This window comes from Alphaproteobacteria bacterium (genome assembly GCA_016722515.1).
In the GTDB taxonomy this organism is placed as follows: Bacteria; Pseudomonadota; Alphaproteobacteria; order Rickettsiales; family JADKJE01; genus JADKJE01.
Genome location: JADKJE010000002.1, coordinates 663,468 through 684,560 on the forward strand (window position 1 = coordinate 663,468; position 21,093 = coordinate 684,560).

Genomic DNA, 21,093 nt, shown 5'->3' on the forward strand with positions numbered 1-21,093 from the left:
TGTAAATGGCTATTGCAGATATCTTATGCTTGATCACATCCTCATTGGCCTGCATCTTCGTGAAGTGATTATTTTTTTGGGAGCGATGACGATCATCCTTCCCATTACTCACCGCCTGCGCATGAGTTCGGTGTTGGGTTTTTTGGCGATTGGGCTATTGCTTGGCCCTTACGGACTGCCGCAGTTGGGGCCAACATTTCCATGGATACGCTATATTCTCATCACCGATTACGATGGGATTAAAGCGCTGGGTGAATTGGGTATCATGTTCCTGTTTTTCATGGTGGGCATGAGCCTGTCGTACCAGCGTTTAAAGGAAATGCGCCGTTATGTGTTTGGCCTTGGGTTATTGCAGGTGGTTATTACGTCTGCATTGATTAGCATGATTGCGTTTGGATTTGGCAATAGCGCTCAAGGGTCGATTGTGCTTGGTATCTCACTTTCACTGTCGTCAACTGCAATTGTGATGCAGCTGCTTACCGAACGCTGGCGGATGAATTCGTTGCTCGGTAGAGCCAGTTTTGCGGTGTTGTTGATTCAGGATCTTGCCATGCTTCCCGTGCTTTTATTGGTTGGCATGATCGGCGAACATTCACAGGAAACAATTATCATTACATTTGTCGAAGCCAGTGCACAGGCCGTGGGTGCTTTTTTTGTAGTGATGTTGCTGGGGCGCGTAATTATTCGTCCCCTTTTCAGGTTTATTGGTTTAACGCATAGCCGCGATATGTTCGTGGCTACCAGCTTGCTCGTTATTATCCTGGCAGGTGTTTTGATGGCATCTGCTGGATTATCGCTGGCACTTGGTGCGTTCATTGCTGGTTTACTGCTTTCAGAAACGGAATATAAGCATGAGATTGAAATGGATATGGATCCCTTTAAGGGATTATTGATGGGTGTTTTTGCGATGTCGGTGGGAATGGGTATTGATTTTTCGGTAATCGGCGATAAAGAAGGATGGTTGGTTATCTCCATTATCGGGCTGTTTTTAATTAAAGCGGCGGTGATGATTCCCCTGGCGCTGCTTTTTAAAATTCCATTGAGTATCGCTGTTGAAATAGGGTTACTGCTCGGTCAGGCCAGTGAATTGGCGTTAGTGACCATTGGTTTGGGCATTGAAAATTATTTGTTTCCAAAAGAGATCGGCCAATTTATGTTAATTGTGGTAAGTATGTCGATGCTCATGACCCCGTTTGTTGCTAAACTGGCCAGTTGGCTTCACGATCACCTTGACCGCAAATATGGCGAGGTTCGTATCAAAGAAAGAGTGGCCGACAGCCAGTCGCTGTCGCGTCATATCATCATTGCAGGTTTTGGCCGTACTGGCCAAATGTTGGGTGAAATTTTTATGGAACAATCTATCCCATTTGTGGCACTGGATATGGATGCTGAACGTGTGTCACGTTTAGCCCAAAGTGGGATGCCAGTGTTTTATGGCAATGCCTCGCGTCACGAAATGTTAAGCCTTGCCGGGATTGATCGTGCAGAAGCCATTGCTATTGCCGTGGATAATGTCCATTTTGCAGAAAAAATTGCCCGCTTGATTAAACGTCACTGGCCTGCCTTACCCGTGGTGATGCGTGTAAAAGACGTGGCTCAGGCTCAAAAACTTTTACGCCTGGGGGTGAATGCGGTAGTGCTTGAAACACTGGAATCGGGTATACAGATAGCAGAAGAAATTTTGAACGTGATGGGTATGCCAGCCCATACATCCCACCAAATAGTCCATATAAAGCGGGATGAAAAAATGGCGTTATTGAATAGGATAAGATCTTTTCCAGATGAAGAATCATTGGGAATGGATTGATATATAACTAAGGTAGGTAATCATGATGTGGGTAGTTTTGGCGTTGATTGGGGGAGGTGTTTTTGGTGCTGGTACAACATGGGTACTTGCAAGGCAATTATGGGTAAATCGTGAAACTTATGATCGATTAAATAAACAATTTATGGAAGCACAGGCAACCAACCAGGTATTGCTGGAACGGTTTAAAACCACGCAGGAAATGGCAGCGCAAACCCAGGACTATTTAAAGACCCATTTTGAAGTGGTGGCTAACGAAATTTTTCAAAAAAACAGCCAGCAATTTAATCAACAATCGCAAACCAGTATTGAACAATTGGTAACGCCATTAAAAGAACGTTTTACCGAGTTTAACAAAAAGGTGGAAGAATCGTTTGGTACTCAGGCCAAAGAACAATTTGCACTTAAGCAGGAAATCGAAAAAATCGTCTTAGCAAATCAGCATATTTCCTTACAGGCGCAAACCCTAACCCGTGCTTTAAAAGGGGATAATCGTGTCCAGGGAAATTGGGGAGAAATTTTGCTGGAAAAAATCCTGGTTGATTCTGGTTTAAGAAAGAATACGGATTATGTAACACAAGGACAGGGATTAGGGCTAGCGCATGTTGAAACCACCGGTCATCTCAAACCCGATATTGTGGTTAAGTTGCCAGACAATAAACATATTGTCATCGACTCCAAAGTTTCATTACTTCATTACGAACGCTTTGTGGCCGAGGAAGAGGATCCCGTGCGCCTGGTTGCCTTAAAAGAATTTAAAAACTCGTTACGTGGCCATATTAAAGATCTGGAAAGCAAACGTTACCAGGATACAGATAAAATAGGCACTCCCGATTTTGTGATGATGTTTATTCCGGTAGAAGGTGCGTATATGTTGGCGGTACAAAGCGATCCTGAAATACATAGTTATGCCTGGGATAAGCGCATTGTGTTGGTATGTCCGTCGACCTTGTTTGCTACGCTAAGGACGGTAGCATCGCTCTGGCGGTTAGAGCAACAAAATAGCAACGCCCAGGAAATTGCTAAACGGGGAGGTGAGTTGTTTGATAAATTTGTTGGCTTTATTGACGATATGCAAAAAATTGGTAAACGCATTGGCGATACACAAATGGCGTATGATGATGCCTTAAACAAACTTTCAACCGGACGCGGAAACCTAATCAACCGTGCTGAAATGATGCGCAAGTTAGGCGTGTCTTCCAGTAAGCAGTTGCCAGAACATCTGGTGCCAGAACCTTTGGTGATTGAAGAGTAACCCTATTCAGGACTTCTCTCTCTCTGTTCTAACTGCTCGTTTTAGGGTAAAAGCCCATTGACCCTTTTAGTCGAAAATGGATGCTTTTACCAAGGTTTGGCTTTTTGGGGGAGGGCACGTCATTTTATCGCGGCCAGCTTACTCTTTTTTGCTGAATAAAAAACATAGATCACCATACCCACTGCCAGCCAGATGGCAAAACGAAGATGGGTTACGAGGGGCAGGAATCCAATGAGGGCTGAGCATGAAATGACACCTAACACAGGGATAACAAGCCCAAAAGGTATTTTGAATGGACGTGTCATGTCGGGGCGTGTTTTACGTAGTACAATCACGCCAGCGCAGACCAAGACAAAAGCAGCAAGTGTGCCTACATTCACCAGTTCGGCCAGCGTTTTAAGTGGCAACAGACCAGCGGCAAATGCCATGAACAAACCGCAGATAATGGTGGTGCGATCGGGTGTTAAGCGTTTAGGGTGTACGTGGCTGAGGGATGGTGGCAAAAGACCATCACGAGACATGGCAAAAATAATCCTGGTGAGGCCATAATACAGAACCAGCATCACCGTTGTTAAGCCGGCGATAACGCCACCGGCAACTAAAGCTGATGCCCATTTAATGCCGATTTGCAGCAAGGCATGGGCAACTGGAGACGACACATTGAGCGAGGTATAAGGAACAATACCGGTGAGCAATAATGAAACCACAATGTAGATAACAGTACAGAAAGCCAATGAGGATAGAATACCATAAGGTATATCTTTTTGTGGGTTCTTGGCTTCTTCTGCAGCGGTCGATACTGCATCAAATCCCATATAGGCAAAGAACACAACGGAAGCCGCAGCCAGTACTCCAGTCGTGGTACCATCAGGCGATTTGCTGAACCATCCAAAAGGCATGAAAGGATGCCATAAATCGGGTTGGACATGTGTAGCCGCTACTGCAATGAAAACAGAAATAGTGACTAATTTAATAAACACCATAATCGCATTAAAACGCGAACTTTCTTTAACGCCAACCAATAAAAATCCCATTAATATCAGGATAATAGAGGCAGCAGATACATTGAATATGCCACCATTTTCAGGGCTTTTGGTAAGATAATCGGGAAGTCCTATACCAATAGCGGTGAGTGCAGTATTAAAATAACCCGACCAACCGTTAGCAACGGCAGCAACGGCCACACCATATTCGAGGATAAGATCCCAGCCGATAATCCAGGCCATTAATTCACCAAAGGCAGCGTATGAATAACCATAGGCGCTCCCGCATCCACCAATGCTGGCTGCAAGTTCGGAATAGGCAAGTGCGGCAAACGCGCAGGCAAGACCAGAAACAACAAAGGATAAAATCACCGCAGGGCCTGCCTGAGTGGCGGCAGCAATACCGGTTAAGACAAAGATGCCGGTACCGATGATGGCGCCAACACCTAGCAGAAATAAATCAAACCCTGTTAAGCAGGAACGCAAATGCTCGGATGTATCTTGATCTGAGGGTAGTTTTTTGCGCGTGATTGCGTTGATTGAAAATAACATTTGTTCACCTATTCCTTAATTTCCTTGCCGGAATCTATAACAGTGTAGTTTGAATGGCAAGATTATTTTGTATTTAAGCGAGTCCATGCAGCTGGAAGTGAGGCTGTGGTGAGGTTACATCAAATCCTTGTTTTCTCATTCAGTTTGAGTGTATCCACAATGCCTAAAATCACTTCCAATTCTTTAAGAAGGGGGTGTATCGTGGCTTCAAACGAAAGAGACTTGAAAAGGGTTGTGGTTTCAAACAAATTGCCTTGGCAGGGAATCATTAACAGAATCTGGTTATTTAAAAAACTGCATTGAAGTTTATGGCTGAAGGTGTTGGATAACTCCAGCAAACGCTCCATGAAGCTAGGCGTAAGCAGATAACGTGCTTCGATTTGGTCAGATGAAATGACTTCAAATTGTTTTTCAAAACGAGGATCTTCCAGGCTTACTTTTTGAAGCCCAGACATGCGATTTTGAAATAAATTGCCAATGGCTCCCTCGTCGCGAAGTATAACCGTTTTGCCATTAAACGGTTTGTTCATTTCAAGAACAACAAACAAACCGTGAAACAAGGTGACGTGACGAACATGTTGTTTTCTATTGCGATACTCGACAATCTTTTTTTGCAGGGTACATTCGGTGAGTTCAATAAAGGTCTGTTTAAAATGGCCACTTATGTAATCTTCGTATTTTGAAATATCATGCAACGGCAAAATACCAAACGGAGTTAAATCACGGCTTTTAAAAGGCGATTGGCATTGATAAACAAACGAAGGATCAAAGTAATGAAGGATAGGGGGGATGATCCGTTCTTTGGTTTTAATTTTAAAACGCACCACCGGCGACCAAATAAAACCGAGTCCCACAAGCAAACTCATGGTACCTATCAGGTTAAGCAATTCCGGATGTTGGATATTTAAACCTGCAAATGACGTTGGATGATAAAACATCCACGCCCATCCTAAAATAAATGGGAAGATGCAGAACGTTTGGATAATCATACGTTTTAATGTATGTCGACGTTCTTGATCCAGAGCTGTTAATGAATGGTTGAGATGCGTATCAAAATAGGGTTGGAACTGGGTGAGGAATTCAGGAGAAAATGTGGTTTTTTTGAGTCTATAAAAGGGGTCTTTATGCGAATGCACCCACCTTTTTACTGTGGAAGAACAGGCAGCAAAAGGATTGATCAATAAGGACATAAAGATGAATGTTCTCACTAAGAAGAAAAAATCTGTGAAGCTTTAATGGGTTCTTTTGATAATGCATCGGTTTCATAGAAAGGCATTTTTGTCACCCCAACCATTCTGGCAATGAGATTACCAGGGAAGATTTCTACTGCATTATTAAGGGTGGTGACGGACGCATTATAAAACCTCCGTGCGGCAGCAATGTGGCCTTCTACTTCATTGTTGGTCTGCATGGCTTCGAGCATGGTTTGATTGGCTTTAAGGTCAGGATAATTCTCAACGGCAAGCATAAGCTGGGAAAACCGAGCATTGAGTAAATCGGATGCTTGCAAATGTTCGGAAACTTGTTGGCGGCTTTTAGGATCATAATTCTGATCGGCTTTAGCACGCAAAGAGGTTACTTCTTCCAGGAGTGATTTTTCATGCTGCATGTATTTTTGGGCAATGGCCAAAATATTAGGGATCAAATCAAAACGTTGCCGCAGGAATACATCCACACCAGAAAGTGCTTCTAGAGCCTTGTTTCGCTTTTTAATCAGCGTGACATACCAACTATACATTCCAACAAGTAGGATTCCCATTATAGCAAGCGCAGTCGACATCGTCATAAGATCAGTTCCTTAGATTGGATGAGGGTATCATCGATGAAAAAGATTAAAGTTCGATTGATACCGCATCCACTTATGCTATAAGAGTAGCCAGTTCATTTCAAAGGAAAAAAATGGTTCGTTTTCTAGTTACGGCTTTGTTGGGTATTGTGGGTGCGAGTGCATTAGGTGGAATTGCGCTTTACAGGGGTGAAAATGTCTCAGCCCTTTGGTTTATCATTGCCTCCGTTTGTACGCAGCTTTTTGCATATCGTGTCTATGGTGCCTGGATTGCAGCACGCGTATTGAGCCTTGATCCAACGCGCGCAACGCCGGCCTGGAGAATCAATGATGGTCGAGATTATGTTCCTACTAATCGTTGGATTGTGTTTGGGCATCATTTTGCAGCGATTGCCGGACCTGGCCCATTGATTGGACCTATGTTGGCCGCACAGTTTGGCTACTTGCCTGGTACGTTATGGATTATTATTGGTGCGGTATTAGGTGGTTGTGTGCAGGACATGATTATCCTGTTTTGTTCAACCAGACGCGGTGGCCGTTCATTAGGAAAAATGTTAAAGGACGAATTAGGTCCCATTGGTGGTATTGCGGCTTTGATTGGCACGATTTCCATTATGATTATTTTGATTTCGGTTTTGGGATTGGTCATCGTTAAAGCGTTGAACCACAGCCCGTGGGGAACATTTACGGTATTTGCAACGATTCCTATCGCTATGTTGATCGGAACCTATTTATATCACATTCGTCCAGGAAGGGTGCTGGAGGCTACTATTCTAGGAGTTGCATTGTTTTTGGCGGCTGTTTTTGGCGGTCAATGGGTACAGCTTCATCCGGTCTTTAGCCATTTCTTTGACCGGGACGCCACTACCCTTGCCGGAGCAATCGTTGCCTATGGATTTATAGCCGCTGTTTTGCCGGTGTGGTTATTGCTGGCCCCGCGTGATTATTTATCTACGTTTCTTAAATTGGGTACGATCTTTTTATTAGCCGTTGCCATTTTAATGATGAATCCATCGATTCACATGCCGGCACTAACCCGCTTCATTGATGGCACGGGGCCGGTTTTCAGCGGAGCTCTATTTCCGTTTGTGTTTATCACGATTGCGTGCGGTGCCGTGTCTGGATTCCATTCATTGATAGCATCGGGAACAACACCTAAAATTTTATCCAATGAAAAAGATATCCGCATGATTGGTTATGGTGGCATGTTGCTTGAATCGTTTGTGGCGGTGATGGCGATGATTGCTGCATGTGTCCTTGACCCAGGTGTTTATTTTGCTATCAATGCACCTGCAGCAGCTGTGGGAGCATTACCTGCGGATGCTGTTGCAACCATTACAGGCTGGGGCTTTCCGGTAAGTGTCGAACAGATGCAGGACCTGGCGCAGGCAATGGGCGAAAAAACGTTGTTTGCCAGAACCGGTGGTGCCCCATCGTTAGCCGTGGGAATGGCGCATATTTTCAGCACTGTTTTTGGAAAACATCTGCTGGCCATGTGGTACCATTTTGCCATTATGTTTGAGGCCGTGTTTATTTTAACAACGTTGGATGCTGGAACGCGGGTAGGGCGCTTTATGCTTCAGGATGTATTAAAGCATGTGTGGGAGCCATTGGGTAGAGTGTCATGGTATCCTTCTGTATTATTTAGCAGTGCGCTGATTGTGTGTGCATGGGGTTATTTCCTTTATGCCGGGGTTATCGATCCCAATGGTGGCGTTAATATGCTGTGGCCTTTGTTTGGTATATCGAACCAAATGTTAGCGGGTATTGCCTTGTGTGCTGCCACGACGATGCTGGTGAAATCGGGAAAAATTAAATATGCCTGGGTAACGTTTGTGCCGCTGTTATGGATTCTTGCCATTACAACGTCTGCTGCGTGGTTAAAGGTATTCTCAGCCGATCCCAAAATTGGTTTCTTTGCTGGTGCACGCGATATCGTTACGAAAGCAGCCAATGGATTATTACCCCCAGAAAAAATTGCCATTGCGGGTCAGTTGGCATTCAATCAGCAATTGGTAGGCTTGCTGGCTGTTTTCTTTATGGTGTTGTTATGGGTTATTTTCATCGATATGCTTTCTGTATGCTATGGCGTTATCAGTGGTAAAACCATAAAGCCTTCATCGGAAGAACCCTTTATGCCATTACCTGCTACGGAAGCAGCATGATACGGCAGTTAGTATATTATGGCAGGTTGCTGATTCACTGGCTAAATGGCAATCATGCTTATGCGGATTATCTGCGACATCACCGGCTTGTGCATCCCAATAGGCGGCCTATGGATCGTAAAGCCCACTATCGTTATATTCAACAAGAGCGCTGGAGTAAAATTAATCGGTGTTGTTAACGTGTGTGTGGGTATTATGGTTTCTAATCATTGTCCTTTACTGGATATCCTTTTGCTGCTTCTTGCCATATTATAAATTTCCAATTCGCACCCATCCGGTTGGGAAAATTGAGAGACTTATGCTAATGCGTTTAAAGCCTCTTCACGGCTTGTGTAAGAATGGGATTTGGGCATAGAGTCTCTTAAATGATTCACTGAATGGCTAAGATTTTTCTTTTCCTATCAGTAGAATGGCCGATTTTTCTGTAATCGAATTATCCGCCTGCTTATTAGCTGAAGTCTTTGTGTCCTCATCTGAGGATGGCCCTCCAGTAAGGTCAATAGTAATTTTATCTGGATAACTGAATGCCGCACCTGTTTTGAGATCGATGGCCGCACCTACTAATCCGCCTATCATCACAACATTTCCAAAAGCGGCAGGTTCAGGAGAATAGGAAATGCGTTGTTTTCCCGCCATGGTCCCTTTCTTACAGGAAATTTCCATGGCAGAGTTATCGCGATGAACATTCACCATGGCAGGCGTTTGTTCAACGGTCCAACTTCCTGCTTTATTCGTAAGCTGACATTCGGCACCTTCTGTTGGAGTGGTATTGATAGAAATGTTTTTGGTAGGACCCTTGGTGATTGAGGCACAGCCTGCTGTCGTGGCTGTTAACATACACAACATAAATGTTGTTAATAAATTATAGTGCATTTCTTTCTCCATATTGCATTTAATATTATAGTATAGAGAAATATTTAATAATTAATGAAATGAATATTAAATAATAAATTATTATTTAATTTGGATTGTGTGGGTTCACATAAAAAAGGACATCTCCGGAATCTCACTTTAAAAATGATATTCCAGAGATGCCCTTTACTCAGGAGATACTCCTGGTCAAAGTGGACAGGTGAAGCAAGCTTCACCCTCACACTACTTTGCAGCAGCAGCTTTTTTAGCAGCTGGTTTTTTAGCAACAGTTTTTCTAACTGTAGCTTTTTTAGCCGCTGGTTTTCTAACTGCTTTACGTACTGTTTTTTTAACAGCAGTTTTTTTAGCAACAGTTCTTTTAGCTGTAGTTTTTTTAGCAGCCGGTCTTTTAGTTGCTGTTTTTTTAGCAGCAGGTCTTTTAGTTGCTACTTTTTTAGCAGCAGGTCTTTTAGCAGTTACTTTTTTCTTAACCATAAATGGCCCCTTTTTTAGTGTTAATCAACATTTCTCACGCTAGCAGCAATTGATTAACAAATTCTGATCATTGCAGGTAAGGTATTGCATTAATTTAAAAAGGGTGTTTAGATTCTCATCTATGTTACATTATCAAGTTATTATTATAGGAGCAGGTGCAGCCGGCTTAATGTGCGGGATTGAAGCGGGTAAGCGCGGCCGCAGTGTAGCCATTTTTGATCATGCAAAAAAGGTTGCAGAAAAAATTCGTATTTCTGGTGGAGGCCGCTGTAATTTTACGAATATTCATACTGCGCCTATTCATTTTCTTTCTGCTAATCCCCATTTTTGCGTATCCGCATTGCGTCGTTATACACCAAAAGATTTTGTTTCACTGGTAGAGCGATACGACATTCCCTACCACGAAAAAAAACATGGACAGCTTTTTTGTGATAGGAGTGCTGGTGATATTATATCGATGCTGGTTGAAGAATGTAACCAAGCAACAGTGTCCATACGCACGCAAACGACCATCGAAGCTATATCCAAAGGAGAAATGGGGTTTTTAGTTCAAACCAGCCAGGGGCACTATACATGCGAGTCATTAGTGATGGCCTGTGGTGGCTTATCTATTCCCAAAATGGGAGCAACAGGTTTTGGCCATCAGATTGCACGACAATTTGGATTAGATATCATTCCTACACGTGCGGCATTAGTTCCTTTTACCTTTGATGAGCACCGCTTAGAAAAACAAAAGGAATTGATGGGGGTCAGTCTTGATGATGTAAGGGTGCTAACAGGCAAAGGAGCTTTTAACGAAGCCATTCTTTTTACCCACCGTGGGTTAAGTGGTCCAGCCGTTTTGCAGGCATCTTCTTATTGGCGTGAATCACAGGAAGTCTCGATTGATTTGATGCCTTCACGTGATGTGCTGGCTTGGCTTAAATACGAACGTCAGCAGCAACCGCGATTGGAGATTCAAACATTATTAGCGCAATATCTTCCAAAACGTTTGGCACTTTATCTGTGTAGTGAGTATGGATTTAGCGGAAAAATGGCAGATCTCTCTAATATATCCTTGCAAACAATTGCCAATTCTTTGACGCAATGGAGTTTTATCCCCTGTGGAACCGAGGGTTACCGGACAGCCGAAGTAACATTAGGTGGGGTGAATACAGATGAGCTTTCATCAAAGACTATGGAGGCTAAGAAGGTTCCAGGTTTATATTTTATAGGTGAAGTAGTCGATGTAACTGGCCATTTGGGAGGATTTAATTTTCAGTGGGCATGGTCATCCGGTTTTGCTGCAGGGCAGCATGTCTAACACATGGTCTAACCGTGTGCATGAAGATAGATGTATTAAGCGATGATTAATGGTATAAGCAATGGTGGTGAGTTGATTTTATAAAAGGTAACGAAATGAAAAAAAATCCAGTTGTCGTGTCGTTAGAGCAGGTTTTATCAGATAGCTATGCGCTGTATTTAAAAACGCAAATTTATCATTGGAATGTCGAAGGGGCAGACTTTAAGTCGCTGCATGAATTGTTTGAAGACCAGTATAAAGAACTGGCCGAGGCTATTGATACAGTGGCTGAATTGATACGTGGGCTTGATGAAAAAGTAAAAATATCATTCGAAGGCCTGGCATCCACAACAGCCATAGATGATGCGCGTGATAAAATAAATGCGCAAGGCATGCTCAAAGATTTAGTCAATGACCAGCAGGCTATTATTAAAACGCTGGATAAAGCCTTATCCGTTTCGCAGAAGGCTGGGGATGAAGTGGTTGCTGATGCATTAATCCAACGCCTTACGGTTCATCGTAAAAATCGTTGGATGCTTAAAAGCTGTACTGAGTAAATAGGTAAATAGCAATCGCGTATTTAGATGTGTATTAGCTAGGCATTTGGTGGAAGGCAGCACGTTTTGAGCATGCTGGCTTTCCACAGTTTATGTCTGTTACCATCTGACCTTAATATCATGCGTATCGCGGGAATGGTGGCGGTGGTTATAGTTTTCCCGGTGTTGGTGGTTGCCACGTTCATACATCCACCGCGGCGATGCTCTCACAATAACATTGATGGGGCGGTGGTTCCACGGATGTCCAGGAGCAAAAATATACCGGTTGGGGACTACGTAGACATTTTGTTCGCGCACCACATAGGTAATATCCGTTGGTCTGGATACGTCCTGTGGGTTATTATGTTGAGACATAACTTCCCAAGAACCATCCGGCTGAAGGCATGCTGTTCCAAAGCCGTGCTGGGTTTCGCCGCCGATGGTAAATGTTTGGTTATATTCCCGGCAATAGGATTCTTGTGCTTTAGCAGCGGTCGATGCCATAAAAGTAACCATGGCCATCGATACCGTTAACGTTAGATATGACAATTTTTTAGCATTTGTGTTGATGTTCATACATTATCCATTGTACAAGTTAGAGACGTTCACATGGGTGATACGAATAACCAATAATAATCCTGCGGTTTTAAATTATTCCACTCTGTGCGTGAATGCGCCTCTTGCAGAGATTGTGTGCCGTTTAAGGGTATCGCGTGCTGTTTTTGGGGAGCTCTTTCCAGAATCAGGGTTTTCACTATCAGCGATAACAAATTCTTCGAGATTAACGTGGAAAAATGTTCATGTGGGAATCGAGACGACAGTTGCTCTGGGCGGCATGTTTGATGAATCATGACATATATTTATCATTTATTTTAGTGATAATTGAATATATGCCGATGCAGCTCTCCCCTCCGCAAATGGAGGGGAGCAAGTATACATAAGCGGCATTCATTAACTACATGTAGCAGCTTTCAGTTTAGACAAAGCACGAATTTTGACGCGAACAGAAGCTGGTTTTGCCGCTGCTTTTACCATTTCGCCAGTAGCAGGATTGCGTACCAATGTACCTGCTTTACGTGCAGGAACTTTGCGTAACGTCACTTTTAATAATCCAGGAAACGTGAATTCACCGACGCCTCTTGGATGAACAGAACCAAGGATTGCGCCTTCAATGGTGCTCAAAATCTCACCAGCTTGTTTGCGTGTTATATCATTTTTATCTGCGATCAGGTTCAGCAATGCAGATTTGGTCAAGGTTTCTTTAACTGGACGAATTGCAGCAGGAGCTGGTTTGCTTCTGGTGACGGTAGATTTGCTTTTTTTCTTTTTAGCCATGATGAAGGTCCTTCTTTAGTGTGAAATCAGAATGAAGCGCCTGAATGAACAGGCTATGTATGGTGATATCGCAAAGAAGTTAACGAGAAGTTAAAAGATGAAAGCGGGTTATGATAAAAAGAGTTTTTTGTTGGAAATGATTGGTTTTTCTATGTTTTTTTGCCCTTTGAAGAAAGCAACATTCGTCACCATTGCATAATAAACATATCATGCGACCTAAAGTATTTGAAGGATTAGCCAAAAGAGGCCAAACAACCATGGGATGGTTGTTTGGATTGAAGCTTCATGTAGTGATGAACAACAAGGGACAAATAATGGCTATTCTGGTATTAATAGATGGTTGATTGACAACGGCAGAATGAGTGCCCATCGTTACGGGATTTTGGATTTCGTGTTAAAAAGGTCTGAGGGCGGAGTATGGTAGCATTTAACTTTATAAAAGCGCAGATAAAAAAAGTGGAGTCTGGCGAGAAATGCGCCACGATACGCCCCACAAGACGGGCAAAGCCAGGTGATACCCTGCAATTATATACAGGCCTTAGGACGCGCAAAGCCAGAATGCTGAAGGTGGCTCGATGTACGGATGTGCGTAAAATTACTGTTTTTAAAGACCGTATAGAGGGGATTGAGGAATATGATGATGCCGAATTTTTGGAAATGATGGGTTGTGAAGAGGATTCGATGGAAGAATTCATTAGCTATTTTGAAAAACATTGTACGCTGCCTTATACCTGTTATTTGTATATTTGGGCGGAGCTGGTGACGCATACGCTGAAGGGGTGAGAGGTGAAGGGAAGTATAGTCTTTCGTGAATTTAGAGGGAGTAAGTGCCCCACCAATACCCCCGCCCCCGCAGGTGAATGATTGAAAAAATTAGGATTTGCTTTTAGAAGCCCTCTACATAACTCTCAATGCTAAAAGGTAAAGCATTGGACAAAGGATTCCGGAGACGGTTTAATGGATTTAAGTCGATTGTCTCCATTGTGTTTTAAAATTATATATGGTCCTATTATCTACGCTACAGGCAAAGGAATATGTGGTGATCCTGCACGGTATTTTCCGTACGAGTAGGCATATGAAACCCCTTGCACGTTTTTTAGAAGGGAAGGGGTACGAGGTGTTGAACATTGATTACCCATCGACTCGTTATCCATTGGCGGAATTGATAGAGCGCACGGCAAAGGATATTGAGGCCCGCATCACGGATAAAACAAGTACAGTGCATTTTGTGGGCTATTCTATGGGCGGATTGATCGCACGGGGAATTATCCAGCATGACAGACCGGCACATTTGGGGAGGGTGGTATTGCTTGGCACACCCAACCATGGGAGTGAAGTGGCGGATTTTTTAAAACAAAATTTTCTTTATAGAAAATTCTATGGTCCAGCAGGACAGCAGCTTGGAACCAAAGATATTGCAGAGATACAGTCTCTTTTTGGCAAGATAGATTATGAATTGGGGGGTATTGCGGGCAATGTTACCCGGTTACCTTTTATTTCGTATCTGATGCCAGGCGAAGGTGATGGCAGTGTTTCGGTGGAAAGTACCAAGTTAAAAGATATGAAAGCCCATAAGGTTGTTCGGACGTGCCATATGTACTTTCCTAAAAATAAAGAGATTCAACAAAGCACAGCTTATTTTCTCAAACATGGAACATTTCCTGATACAATGACCTGATAATGATTATCCCTATCGTTCGTATAGACAGTGGAAATCAACGCTTGAACGATATATGCCTTCGTAACGTAACGGTTTGAGCTTATGAGGGGGGGCACTACGTTGCTATGAATCATATATCTGGGTGGAAAGAAATATTCACAGATGAGCAATGCCTCTTTTAATCAGCACTCGCCTACGGCTCATACTGCTTAAAAAAGGTGAGTATGGCGGCGTGTATGGCTAAAAATCCACCCCAAAAATCCGTCCTCCTTGGTTGTTAGATGAGTGGCGAGCCGTAGGCGAGTGTTCATCTAGCAATCGTGGACCCAACACAATACTTAGTGCGCGACCGGCGCAATTCCTATCTCATATGGCTTCGCTTAAAAAGGATACATACCAAACAAACCCTGAAAGCGTTCGGCCATTGAAAGGCTATTGTCGTTCATGGCTATTTTCAGATTCGCTTCTTGAGCCTCGTTTGGATTTTTCAGAAAATGTGGAATTTTCTGAAGGCTCATTCTTTCTTTCTTTTTTCTTATAGGTATCTGCTGAATGATCAGATATCTCTGTTTTGTCGATGCTCTTACTTATTATATTTTTTTTACTAATCTTATGTTTGAAATTTTCAATTTCAGCATGGTTAACGCGTTCGGGCTTTTCATTTTTTGTCTCATATTTTTGGACAAGATTGATCGTTATCTGTTTTCTTTGAGCTCCTAACTCCTTTTTTTCTGCTTTATTTTCTAGAAAAGCGATCTTCTGTGCATAACGTTGTATATGCCGTTCTGCCAGGACACGTGCTGGATCCTGTGATGTAGCTTTCGGATTCATTTGATCAGCATCGTGTGTATTACTTTTCTTCACACTTTTTAAAGCCATTTTTATCGACAAATTAGTCAAACGATCTAAATCAAATTTGAATTCTCCTGCATCGGGAGAGGACGTAATAATATCTTGTTGTATTTTAGGATTGCTAAGATTGTTTGTTAACGTATCTTCTAGAAATCGCAATAAATAATCGATTTTTTGTGGATCCATTTGATGAAATGAAACACTTTTTGGAGTTGCTAGTCCTTTTGCTATTTGACTGGTAAGGAGTGCTTTGGTTGTATCAAGCGAGCTCATATCAATATCCAGATTATCAAATGTTTTATCTATGGATCTGATTACCGCTAGTGTTATATTTGTATAGATAGAGCTCTTTTCTAATATAAAGATACGCTCGCACAAACTGGCGTTGCTTATTAAAAGGCTGCTGGAAGCATTGGCATGCACTGAATCATAGCAAACCAAAGAAGAATTGCCGGCTGCAAAGGCGTATAATTCCTCATGTTGTTCCTTGGGTACAATATCATCTGTCATGGGCGTTAAGACGATCGTGGGAACGTTTATTTTCGTAATTTTGTTAATACTATCCCATTCGTCCTTTAACGAATTCACGACATAGTTAATTGCCTTTTGCCCAATTTTTTCGTGTTCTGCAAGGTGTTTCATATTCAGTTCGGCCCATCCCTTTACCGCATGTTTAGCGCTAGTAAAAGGCGAATCGAGCACCAGCCCGACGCACTGAAGATTGTGGTAATTCGTTATGCATTCATGGGCTAATGTTGTTGCTACTGCCGTACCAAGTGATGCGCCGGTGGGGATGATCTGAGTAATATCATGGGAATGAAGGAAATGTATGACATCTTGGACGTCTTTGTTAATTTCAGACTCACTTGGAGCCTGTGCTTTTCTGCCTTTTTTGGTAAAGGTTGTGTATTCCACGCACAGAAGGCCAATGCCCTCTTTTTTAGCATCGACGTATAATTTAGCGAAATCCTGGGAAGCCTGCCCGATATTGCCATGAAAAAATACCATAGTAGGTCTCCCTTCTTGGGCTTTAAGATAATATGATTTTCGGGGAGCGCGGTCCAAATTAATAGAAACTTTTTTAGCTTTAAGCAGGTCACTATAAGTAAGTTCTGTATGATCAAAATTAACTATTGCCTTAGTATTTATTGTTTTTTGATTGGCCAGTGACTTTAATTGATTTTTATATTCTTTATTAATTTGATCATTATAAGTCGTGTAAACATTATTCAAACCTGAAAAGCTAGGCGTCATTATATTCCGTAATTTCTCAAGGGGGTGTGTGAGGTCCTCTGATTTCAATTTCTTGTCAAGGATCAGCGCCGCATGGGGGTTGTATAAGGCATTGTTGACAAGAAAATTAGCTACTTGTTTCATTTATTTCTCCGTCATTAGGAAAATTAACGTTTTAATTAGTTGAATATGAATAACTTTATCAATATAATATTATATAAATGTTGAGGTAATATGAATTATTGATAATTATTGTTATTTATTTCATTGTTCATGACGTTTATACGACATTTGTTCTGCTCTAAAAAAGCTAGCTTACAAATCAATTAACTGGTTTAATATAAGAGGATATTTCTAAATAGAATGGCAGAATATTTTTATGAGCAAAGTAAAAAGCCTAATGAAAACGATTGGTGAATTGTTAAAAAATGATGCAAATAAGAAGCACGATGAGGCAAAAGGGCATCTGAACCAAGCAGCCCAAATGGCTAATGAGGCATACCAGTCCTATCTAAACGATTGTAAGATAGAAGGTTGTCAGCCCATACCAGAAGAAGAGTTTCAAGAAATGTTGAAAGAAGAGGTTAACCAGCAAAAGAGTAGCCAACGCGAACACCCACGGGTGAATGGAATTGGCTATAACAATGGGAATGGAGAGAAGGTTCACCCAACTGTGTCAGGGCTTAGTTTTTTAGGTCTATGACCACACGGTCTCCAAAGTATATATGCAACTGAGAAATGGTCAATGCCCAATTTTGGATGGGATGAGTCCATTTTTCTTTAATGCGTTCTATGGCGCAGAATAGCTGTTTAAACAGTGCATTTTCACTTGTAAATGCACCCTTGGTTTTCGTGTATTTTCTGACCTGTCGATGAAAGCCCTCAATGGCATTGGTGGTATAAATCATCTTGCGTATTTCAGCGGAATACTTAAAATACGCGGACAAATGGTGCCAATTATTATTCCATGATTTGAGGACAGGGATATTTTGTCCCCCATTTTTCGTCTAGTTTCAACAGGTTATACTCTGCAGCATCTTTGGAAGGTGCCTTATAAACATCCTTTAAATCACCCATAAATTCCTTTTGATCACGACTGGCTACATATTTTAGGGAATTACGAATCTGATGCACAATACAGAGTTGGATTTCAGTGTGTGGAAATAGTGTATTTATGGCTTCAGGAAAACCTTTCAGACCATCGATGCAGGCTATAAGTATGTCTTTTACGCCACGCTGCCTCAAGTCGTTTAGTACTCCCAACCAAAAGTTTGCCCCTTCACTTTCTGCAGCATAAAAGCCAAGAATCTCCTTATGCCCGTCCTTATCTATGCCCAGGATATTATAGATGACTTTCGTTTTAACTTCGCCACCCTCACGGGTTTTAAAAACATCGCATCAAGGAAGACAATCGGGTAAAGCGCTTCCAGTGGTCGACTTCGCCATTCCGCAATCAGTGGAATCAACTTGTCAGTTACTGCGCTTATCGTAGCGGGAGAAGCCTCATACGCATACATATCCTTCACGTGACCGGAGATTTCAGCATAGCTCATGCCAAGCCCAAACAACGCCAGGATCTTGCTATCCAATTCATCGGTAAGTACCGTCTGTCGTTTCTTCACAAGCTGGGGATCAAAGCTCGATTCACGATCGCGGGGAGTCACAAGCTCAAATGTCCCATGCTCGCTACGCATCGTCTTGGTGCTCTTTCCGTTCCTACGGTTTGTGTGGGGAAGGCACTAAAGTAGGTTCGGCATGATAAACCCTTTTATCTCCTTCAACACTCAGATGTGATTCAAGTTCCCTTCTAAAACCGCCTCCAGGGCTCCCTTGATCACAGAGGGTCAAAACACCTCCTTCACCCATCAGGGATTTACCAGATCTGATCGACGCGATGATCTCCTGTTGCAATGGGGTTAATTCGGGGACACGGCTTTTTCTTTTTGTTTGTTTCTTCATAATCAGTTTCTCCTGTTGCGCTGTTATATACAGCTATTGATGAAACTGACACAGTTATTTAAACACTCCCGGAATGGAAGGGGATAGCATTACGCTAGGGGCAATGGCTAACCCTAAATCCGCGATGGTCAATAAAGATCACAATCTGTATTCTGAACTGCGCCCGTTATTTCCTTAGAAACAGAGATTTTTATTTGCTGTTGATAATTTATGAAGACTGCTTTGCCTTAGACAGGATTCTTTCTGTCTTACATGGCCTAAGATGGTTTGAGGATAAAAGGGGTTCTTAGTGTGAGGCGTGATGACCAACAAACTTGCTTTACATTATTGCCTATGGCTCATGCTGCTTAAAAAAGGTGAGTATGACGGCGTGTATGGGTAAGAATCCACCCTCGGTTGTTAGAAGATGAGCGGTGAGCCGAAGGCGAGCGTTCATCTAACAATCGTGGACCAAGCCCTGCGCAATATATTCAATCTATTCTAAGATTCAATTTTCTTGATCACTTCATACAGCGCATTGAATTTATAAATGCTGGATTTTGTGCCGGAACCAACCTTTTCAACAGATAATATTTCTTTAGCAACCATTTCTTTTAATAATGCTCTTGCCGTATTAATATTAATGCCAGTTTTCTTACTAAAATAAAGTGTATCGAATTTTATTTTTTCAAATAAGAAATCAATTATTTGTATAGAAAAGGATGTCTTTAATTCACTAATCTTATCTTTTGTGTCTTTTCTTATTTGATTCAAATCCCTTATGATATTCATTGAAATTTTAGCTTGTTCTGTCATCGCTTTAATGAAAAAATAGATCCAGCTTTCCCAATCATTATGGCTGGATATATTTTCTAGGCTTGTTATATATACGTTTCTATTTTTAGCTAAATAATAGCTTGCATAGAAAAAAGGGCTTTCCACTATTTTATATTTCCGCAGTAAAAGTGGTATAAGTATCCTTCCTACTCGGCCATTCCCATCTTCAAAAGGATGGATTAATTCGAATTGCGCATGAATTATAGCAATTTTAACGAGAGGATCTAATTCATTTGGAATAGAGCTGTTAATATATTCAATAAGATTCTCTACATAATCAGTAGTTAGAAGTGGAGAAACAGGTATGTAGGTGATTTTCTGATCATATTTATTCCCGATATAGTTTTGATTTTTCTTAAATACTCCTCTTAGTTTATCTTTTCCTCTAACGTTATCTAATAGGATATGCTGAATGTTCTTAAGCAAGGAAGGTGTTATAAGATAATTTTTATCTTCTACTTCTTTAATAGCGTATTTTAAAGCGTCTTGATAGTTTTCGATTTCTTGTATATCTAGACTTTTCCTTTCACCTATTTCATCACCAACATTAAAATTTAAGATATCTGAAATGGTCGCAATGGTTCCTTCAATATTAGAGGATGTCACGGCTTCTTGCATGAATAACAACGTTGTTAAAATTTCCGGATTTTCAATCAGCTCAACCATCCCATCATATTTTGATATCAGAATATAAGCTTCCTTAGGGTAATCAATTTTTATATGAATAGGTAATTTTTTAAGGATAAAATCGGGCATAAAAGCTCTCTATTTTATTATTTTGCCAGCTCTGATGATATTAAAATACGGGCTGAGGGGCTAGCCTATATTATAACATTAGCAAGGGTGCTGGCCCGTATTATAATAGAGGAAGAAGATTTAGCAAGTATTAAAATACGGTCTAGGGGTTTGGCGTGTATTATAGCATCAGCAAGGCTGTTAGTCAGTATTATAATATAGGCTATATTGGGCGCGAAATAGTATATTTTTATTGGTCGATATAGTTATGGAGAGTTTGTTCTTGTGATGGGGTAATGAAGTAGGGGAGGTAGGTTAGGCCGGCCATGATTGGGTTAATTATCTTGAATTTAATAAATAATTAATGAAACAATAAAATATTGTAAATATGCAATGGATTCTAATTGACATTATTTAATTGCATAACTTGTAATATTGATTATAGTTCTGGAAAAGGAGAAAATTATGCCAACTATCGCTGATAAAATTGATCAAGCTATTTAGTTTGAAAATATTGATATGAAGGTACTATAAGTACCTTTATAGAATTAATTATACACTTAAAAATGCCATCTTTGTGATGCTGTCTGAAAGGCAAAATACTTATGAAGAAAAATTGGAAGCTCTTCGTATAGTATTTTTTTGAATGAGATGAGCAAACTTTAGGGTTTTAAATGTCTGAAGAGCGATCACTTAATACCTTATCCCGATTCGCTTCGAATATCTGTGAAACAAAAAAGCAGCTATCTGGCATACTAGGATCATAGAAAATATGAACCAATCGATATGATGA

Annotated in this window: 19 protein-coding genes and 1 pseudogene; 10 read left to right on the forward strand and 10 right to left on the reverse strand. The window is 41.5% G+C overall.

Annotation, left to right across the window (positions count from 1 at the left end):
• The first annotated feature begins 25 nt into the window (after positions 1–25).
• Both IPP74_07775 and IPP74_07780 read left to right on the forward strand, forming a co-directional pair.
• A complete protein-coding gene (locus IPP74_07775; protein ID MBL0319172.1) occupies positions 26–1,807 on the forward strand; it encodes a cation:proton antiporter in 1,782 nt (593 codons plus the stop codon).
• A gap of 22 nt (positions 1,808–1,829) precedes the next feature.
• On the forward strand, positions 1,830–3,059 hold the full coding sequence (locus IPP74_07780) for a DNA recombination protein RmuC (GenBank protein MBL0319173.1): 1,230 nt from the start codon (positions 1,830–1,832) through the stop codon (positions 3,057–3,059).
• Positions 3,060–3,178: 119 nt separating this feature from the next.
• On the opposite strand, the gene IPP74_07785 is transcribed toward IPP74_07780, so the two are convergent.
• From IPP74_07785 to IPP74_07795, 3 genes are all read right to left on the reverse strand, one after another.
• Positions 3,179–4,594: an amino acid permease gene (locus IPP74_07785; GenBank protein MBL0319174.1), complete on the reverse strand. Its 1,416-nt coding sequence runs from the start codon at positions 4,592–4,594 to the stop codon at positions 3,179–3,181.
• A gap of 119 nt (positions 4,595–4,713) precedes the next feature.
• A complete protein-coding gene (locus IPP74_07790) occupies positions 4,714–5,784 on the reverse strand; it encodes a DUF3137 domain-containing protein (protein MBL0319175.1) in 1,071 nt (356 codons plus the stop codon).
• Between the two features lie 17 nt (positions 5,785–5,801).
• Complete coding sequence (locus IPP74_07795; protein ID MBL0319176.1) at positions 5,802–6,374, reverse strand: LemA family protein; 573 nt, start codon at positions 6,372–6,374, stop codon at positions 5,802–5,804.
• A 119-nt stretch (positions 6,375–6,493) separates the two neighbouring features.
• Between IPP74_07795 and IPP74_07800 the strand changes: the two genes are divergently transcribed.
• Positions 6,494–8,545, forward strand: coding sequence for a carbon starvation protein A (locus IPP74_07800; GenBank protein ID MBL0319177.1), 2,052 nt, complete (start codon positions 6,494–6,496; stop codon positions 8,543–8,545).
• A complete protein-coding gene (locus IPP74_07805) occupies positions 8,542–8,724 on the forward strand; it encodes a putative selenoprotein (protein MBL0319178.1) in 183 nt (60 codons plus the stop codon). Before IPP74_07800 ends, IPP74_07805 begins: the two co-directional genes overlap by 4 nt.
• A 202-nt stretch (positions 8,725–8,926) precedes the next feature.
• Here the strand turns inward: IPP74_07805 and IPP74_07810 are convergent, their stop codons facing one another.
• Positions 8,927–9,418, reverse strand: a complete 492-nt coding sequence (locus tag IPP74_07810) for a hypothetical protein (GenBank protein MBL0319179.1) — start codon at positions 9,416–9,418, stop codon at positions 8,927–8,929.
• Between the two features lie 222 nt (positions 9,419–9,640).
• Complete coding sequence (locus tag IPP74_07815) at positions 9,641–9,892, reverse strand: hypothetical protein (GenBank protein ID MBL0319180.1); 252 nt, start codon at positions 9,890–9,892, stop codon at positions 9,641–9,643.
• 121 nt (positions 9,893–10,013) lie between these two features.
• Between IPP74_07815 and IPP74_07820 the strand changes: the two genes are divergently transcribed.
• Together IPP74_07820 and IPP74_07825 are read left to right on the forward strand one after the other, a co-directional pair.
• Entirely contained in the window at positions 10,014–11,195 is a 1,182-nt protein-coding gene (locus IPP74_07820; GenBank protein MBL0319181.1) for an NAD(P)/FAD-dependent oxidoreductase, read from the forward strand.
• Between the two features lie 95 nt (positions 11,196–11,290).
• Positions 11,291–11,731: a DNA starvation/stationary phase protection protein gene (locus tag IPP74_07825; GenBank protein MBL0319182.1), complete on the forward strand. Its 441-nt coding sequence runs from the start codon at positions 11,291–11,293 to the stop codon at positions 11,729–11,731.
• A 99-nt stretch (positions 11,732–11,830) separates the two neighbouring features.
• On the opposite strand, the gene IPP74_07830 is transcribed toward IPP74_07825, so the two are convergent.
• Together IPP74_07830 and IPP74_07835 are read right to left on the reverse strand one after the other, a co-directional pair.
• The gene (locus tag IPP74_07830) at positions 11,831–12,286 is read right to left on the reverse strand and encodes a hypothetical protein (GenBank protein MBL0319183.1); all 456 of its coding nucleotides are present in this window, start codon (positions 12,284–12,286) and stop codon (positions 11,831–11,833) included.
• Between the two features lie 375 nt (positions 12,287–12,661).
• Positions 12,662–13,045 (reverse strand): HU family DNA-binding protein, encoded by a 384-nt coding sequence (locus IPP74_07835; GenBank protein MBL0319184.1) that lies wholly within the window; start codon positions 13,043–13,045, stop codon positions 12,662–12,664.
• Positions 13,046–13,254: 209 nt separating this feature from the next.
• Between IPP74_07835 and IPP74_07840 the strand changes: the two genes are divergently transcribed.
• From IPP74_07840 to IPP74_07850, 3 genes are all read left to right on the forward strand, one after another.
• Positions 13,255–13,389, forward strand: a complete 135-nt coding sequence (locus IPP74_07840) for a hypothetical protein (protein MBL0319185.1) — start codon at positions 13,255–13,257, stop codon at positions 13,387–13,389.
• Positions 13,390–13,462: 73 nt separating this feature from the next.
• The gene (locus tag IPP74_07845) at positions 13,463–13,828 is read left to right on the forward strand and encodes a hypothetical protein (protein MBL0319186.1); all 366 of its coding nucleotides are present in this window, start codon (positions 13,463–13,465) and stop codon (positions 13,826–13,828) included.
• Between the two features lie 217 nt (positions 13,829–14,045).
• Positions 14,046–14,723: an alpha/beta fold hydrolase gene (locus tag IPP74_07850; GenBank protein MBL0319187.1), complete on the forward strand. Its 678-nt coding sequence runs from the start codon at positions 14,046–14,048 to the stop codon at positions 14,721–14,723.
• A gap of 414 nt (positions 14,724–15,137) precedes the next feature.
• Here IPP74_07850 and IPP74_07855 read toward each other — a convergent pair whose 3' ends face one another.
• Positions 15,138–16,934: an alpha/beta hydrolase gene (locus IPP74_07855; GenBank protein ID MBL0319188.1), complete on the reverse strand. Its 1,797-nt coding sequence runs from the start codon at positions 16,932–16,934 to the stop codon at positions 15,138–15,140.
• Between the two features lie 235 nt (positions 16,935–17,169).
• Here IPP74_07855 and IPP74_07860 point away from each other — a divergent pair, with 235 nt between their 5' ends.
• Positions 17,170–17,493, forward strand: coding sequence for a hypothetical protein (locus tag IPP74_07860; GenBank protein ID MBL0319189.1), 324 nt, complete (start codon positions 17,170–17,172; stop codon positions 17,491–17,493).
• On the opposite strand, the pseudogene IPP74_07865 reads toward IPP74_07860, so the two are convergent.
• Positions 17,474–18,656 (reverse strand): annotated as a pseudogene (locus IPP74_07865) (IS256 family transposase). The gene IPP74_07860 and the pseudogene IPP74_07865 sit on opposite strands and share 20 nt — an antisense overlap.
• 573 nt (positions 18,657–19,229) lie before the next feature.
• Complete coding sequence (locus IPP74_07870) at positions 19,230–20,321, reverse strand: Fic family protein (GenBank protein MBL0319190.1); 1,092 nt, start codon at positions 20,319–20,321, stop codon at positions 19,230–19,232.
• Positions 20,322–21,093: the final 772 nt, after the last annotated feature.

What these genes read in the sequence shown, in the direction of transcription:
- IPP74_07800 (MBL0319177.1), top strand. Translation starts at nt 6,494, where the DNA reads ATGGTTCGTTTTCTAGTTACGGCTTTGTTGGGTATTGTGGGTGCGAGT.
- IPP74_07805 (MBL0319178.1), top strand. Translation starts at nt 8,542, where the DNA reads ATGATACGGCAGTTAGTATATTATGGCAGGTTGCTGATTCACTGGCTA.
- IPP74_07815 (MBL0319180.1), bottom strand. Translation starts at nt 9,892, where the DNA reads ATGGTTAAGAAAAAAGTAACTGCTAAAAGACCTGCTGCTAAAAAAGTA.
- IPP74_07835 (MBL0319184.1), bottom strand. Translation starts at nt 13,045, where the DNA reads ATGGCTAAAAAGAAAAAAAGCAAATCTACCGTCACCAGAAGCAAACCA.
- IPP74_07820 (MBL0319181.1), top strand. Translation starts at nt 10,014, where the DNA reads ATGTTACATTATCAAGTTATTATTATAGGAGCAGGTGCAGCCGGCTTA.
- IPP74_07855 (MBL0319188.1), bottom strand. Translation starts at nt 16,934, where the DNA reads ATGAAACAAGTAGCTAATTTTCTTGTCAACAATGCCTTATACAACCCC.
- IPP74_07825 (MBL0319182.1), top strand. Translation starts at nt 11,291, where the DNA reads ATGAAAAAAAATCCAGTTGTCGTGTCGTTAGAGCAGGTTTTATCAGAT.
- IPP74_07790 (MBL0319175.1), bottom strand. Translation starts at nt 5,784, where the DNA reads ATGTCCTTATTGATCAATCCTTTTGCTGCCTGTTCTTCCACAGTAAAA.
- IPP74_07775 (MBL0319172.1), top strand. Translation starts at nt 26, where the DNA reads ATGCTTGATCACATCCTCATTGGCCTGCATCTTCGTGAAGTGATTATT.
- IPP74_07850 (MBL0319187.1), top strand. Translation starts at nt 14,046, where the DNA reads ATGGTCCTATTATCTACGCTACAGGCAAAGGAATATGTGGTGATCCTG.
- IPP74_07830 (MBL0319183.1), bottom strand. Translation starts at nt 12,286, where the DNA reads ATGAACATCAACACAAATGCTAAAAAATTGTCATATCTAACGTTAACG.
- IPP74_07785 (MBL0319174.1), bottom strand. Translation starts at nt 4,594, where the DNA reads ATGTTATTTTCAATCAACGCAATCACGCGCAAAAAACTACCCTCAGAT.
- IPP74_07810 (MBL0319179.1), bottom strand. Translation starts at nt 9,418, where the DNA reads ATGCACTATAATTTATTAACAACATTTATGTTGTGTATGTTAACAGCC.
- IPP74_07840 (MBL0319185.1), top strand. Translation starts at nt 13,255, where the DNA reads ATGCGACCTAAAGTATTTGAAGGATTAGCCAAAAGAGGCCAAACAACC.
- IPP74_07860 (MBL0319189.1), top strand. Translation starts at nt 17,170, where the DNA reads ATGAGCAAAGTAAAAAGCCTAATGAAAACGATTGGTGAATTGTTAAAA.
- IPP74_07870 (MBL0319190.1), bottom strand. Translation starts at nt 20,321, where the DNA reads ATGCCCGATTTTATCCTTAAAAAATTACCTATTCATATAAAAATTGAT.
- IPP74_07780 (MBL0319173.1), top strand. Translation starts at nt 1,830, where the DNA reads ATGATGTGGGTAGTTTTGGCGTTGATTGGGGGAGGTGTTTTTGGTGCT.
- IPP74_07795 (MBL0319176.1), bottom strand. Translation starts at nt 6,374, where the DNA reads ATGTCGACTGCGCTTGCTATAATGGGAATCCTACTTGTTGGAATGTAT.
- IPP74_07845 (MBL0319186.1), top strand. Translation starts at nt 13,463, where the DNA reads ATGGTAGCATTTAACTTTATAAAAGCGCAGATAAAAAAAGTGGAGTCT.